Raw genomic sequence first — 3342 nt, 5'->3', positions numbered from 1 at the left:
ATGTTCTTTAATTTACCATTGTTAAAAGTCACAATCAAGTTTTAATAAAAACGATTTTACAGGATCTTGTTAAAGCTTTAAATTTAGACACTAATGCAAATTTAGTAAATTTGTTATCCCAAATTTAAATGATTGAGATTTAAATTTTCAAATTTAAATCATAAAGTTTAAGTTTTACATTTACTAAATCAAGTTTAACGGCACAAACAATTAGAGTTAAAACTTATCTAGTTGTTGTTAATGCTTTCCGTCTTGGGTGTTTTAAATTTAAATATTGTAAAAGCAATTTATCAAATTTAAAATTTATAAATTAAATCTTTTATCTTTAACAAGGAAGTAATGCAAATTAGAATATTAACATAGTCTAATACTTCATTTTATTATGAAGTAAAATAAAAGGTAAGCTACTAAGAGCAAACGGTGGATGCCTTGGCTAGTAGAGGCGATGAAGGACGTGCCAGGCTGCGATAAGTCTCGGGGAGCCGTCAAGGGGCTTTGATCCGGGAATTTCCGAATGGGGCAACCCAGTTAATAGTAATATTAACTACCTACGGGGGCGAACGAAGGGAACTGAAACATCTAAGTACCTTCAGGAAAAGAAATCAAAAGAGATTACGCTAGTAGCGGCGAGCGAACGCGTAAGAGGGCAAACCACTAGCTTGCTAGTGGGGTTGTAGGACTGCAATAAAGACTAAAAGCAGATAGCAGAATAAACTGGAAAGTTTAATCATAGAGGGTGATAATCCCGTATGCGAAATCTCCTTTTTACTTAGCAGTATCCTGAGTAGGGCGGGACACGTGAAATCCTGTCTGAAGCTGGGTAGACCACTATCCAACCCTAAATACTACTACTAGACCGATAGTGCACAAGTACCGTGAGGGAAAGGTGAAAAGAACTGAGGTGATCAGAGTGAAATAGAACCTGAAACCGTTTGCTTACAATCATTCAGAGCCCTATGATTTATCAGGGTGATGGACTGCCTTTTGCATAATGAGCCTGCGAGTTGTGGTATCTGGCGAGGTTAAGGAAACCCGGAGCCGTAGCGAAAGCGAGTCTTAATAGGGCGATTAGTCAGATGCTGCAGACCCGAAACGATGTGATCTATCCATGGGCAGGTTGAAGCCGGTGTAAGAACCGGTGGAGGACCCAACCGACGGCTGTTGAAAAAGCTCCGGATGACCTGTGGATAGGGGTGAAAGGCCAATCAAACATCGTGATAGCTGGTTCTCTCCGAAATATATTGAGGTATAGCGTTGTGTCGTAATTATAAGGGGTAGAGCACTGAATGGGCTAGGGCATACACCAATGTACCAAACCCTATCAAACTCCGAATACTTATAATGTAATCACAGCAGTCAGGCGGCGAGTGATAAAATCCGTCGTCGAGAGGGGAACAACCCAGACTACCGACTAAGGTCCCTAAATCTTATTTAAGTGGAAAACGATGTGGAGTTACTGAAACAACCAGGAGGTTGGCTTAGAAGCAGCCATCCTTTAAAGATAGCGTAATAGCTCACTGGTCTAGTGATTCTGCGCGGAAAATATAACGGGGCTAAAATAAGTACCGAAGTCGTAGATTTGCACCTAGTGCAAGTGGTAGGAGAGCGTTCTATTCAGCGTCGAAGCCATACCGGCAAGGAGTGGTGGAGCGGATAGAAGTGAGCATGCAGGCATGAGTAGCGATAAAATATGTGAGAATCATATTCGCCGTAAACCCAAGGTTTCCTACGCGATGCTCGTCATCGTAGGGTTAGTCGGGTCCTAAGCAAAGTCCGAAAGGGGTATGCGATGGAAAATCGGTTAATATTCCGATACCAATATTAGTGTGCGATGGAAGGACGCTTAAAGTTAGGGGAGCCAGCTGATGGAAGTGCTGGTCTAAGTGTGTAGGTTGAGTTATAGGCAAATCCGTAACTCTTTATCCGAGACATTAAAGGCTCTTGACGCTCTTCGGAGTAGATTGAGAATCCTTGATACTATCGAGCCAAGAAAAGTTTCTAAGTTTAGCTAATATTGCCCGTACCGTAAACCGACACAGGTGGGTGGGATGAGTATTCTAAGGCGCGTGGAAGAACTCTCTTTAAGGAACTCTGCAAAATAGCACCGTATCTTCGGTATAAGGTGTGCCTAACTTTGTTAAGGATTTACTCTGTAAGCAAAGAAGGTTACAACAAAGAGTCCCTCCCGACTGTTTACCATAAACACAGCACTCTGCTAACTCGTAAGAGGATGTATAGGGTGTGACGCCTGCCCGGTGCTCGAAGGTTAATTGATGATGTCAGCTTTTGCGAAGCATCTGATCGAAGCCCGAGTAAACGGCGGCCGTAACTATAACGGTCCTAAGGTAGCGAAATTCCTTGTCGGTTAAATACCGACCTGCATGAATGGCGTAACGAGATGGGAGCTGTCTCAAAGAGGGATCCAGTGAAATTGTAGTGGAGGTGAAAATTCCTCCTACCCGCGGCAAGACGGAAAGACCCCGTGGACCTTTACTATAGCTTGACACTGCTGCTTGGATAAAGATGCGCAGGATAGGTGGGAGGCTTTGATCCATATACTCCGGTGTATGGTGAGCCATTGTTGAGATACCACTCTTCTTTATTTGGGTAGCTAACTAGCCTAAGTTATCCTTAGGTAGGACAATGTCTGGTGGGTAGTTTGACTGGGGCGGTCGCCTCCCAAAATGTAACGGAGGCTTACAAAGGTTGGCTCAAAGCGGTTGGAAATCGCTTGTAGAGTATAAAGGCATAAGCCAGCTTAACTGCGAGACACACAAGTCAAGCAGAGACGAAAGTCGGTCTTAGTGATCCGGTGGTTCTGTGTGGAAGGGCCATCGCTCAAAGGATAAAAGGTACCCCGGGGATAACAGGCTGATCTCCCCCAAGAGCTCACATCGACGGGGAGGTTTGGCACCTCGATGTCGGCTCATCGCATCCTGGGGCTGGAGCAGGTCCCAAGGGTATGGCTGTTCGCCATTTAAAGCGGTACGCGAGCTGGGTTCAGAACGTCGTGAGACAGTTCGGTCCCTATCTGCCGTGGGCGTAAGAAGATTGAGGAGAGTTGACTCTAGTACGAGAGGACCGAGTCGAACTGGCCACTGGTGTATGGGTTGTTCTGCCAAGAGCATCGCCCAGTAGCTAAGCCGGGATGTGATAAGAGCTGAAAGCATCTAAGCTCGAAGCCAACTCCAAGATGAATCTTCTTTTAAGAGCTCAGAAAGACTATCTGTTTGATAGGCCGGATGTGTAAGTGATGAAAGTCATTTAGCTGACCGGTACTAATAGCTCGTTTGCTTATCTTTTTAAGCATTACTTCCTTGTTAAAGGTATTAGAAATCCTTT

The 3342-nt window shown here is 44.3% G+C and carries 1 rRNA gene; it reads left to right on the top strand.

The features are described 5' to 3' along the window. Positions 1-397: 397 nt before the first annotated feature. A 23S ribosomal RNA gene (locus OFO00_RS08000) occupies positions 398-3302 on the top strand. Positions 3303-3342: the final 40 nt, after the last annotated feature.

The organism is Campylobacter sp. VBCF_04 NA7 (genome assembly GCF_027737405.1).
Taxonomy (GTDB): Bacteria; Campylobacterota; Campylobacteria; order Campylobacterales; family Campylobacteraceae; genus Campylobacter_B.
This window is presented reverse-complemented; position numbering and strand designations above follow the sequence as displayed.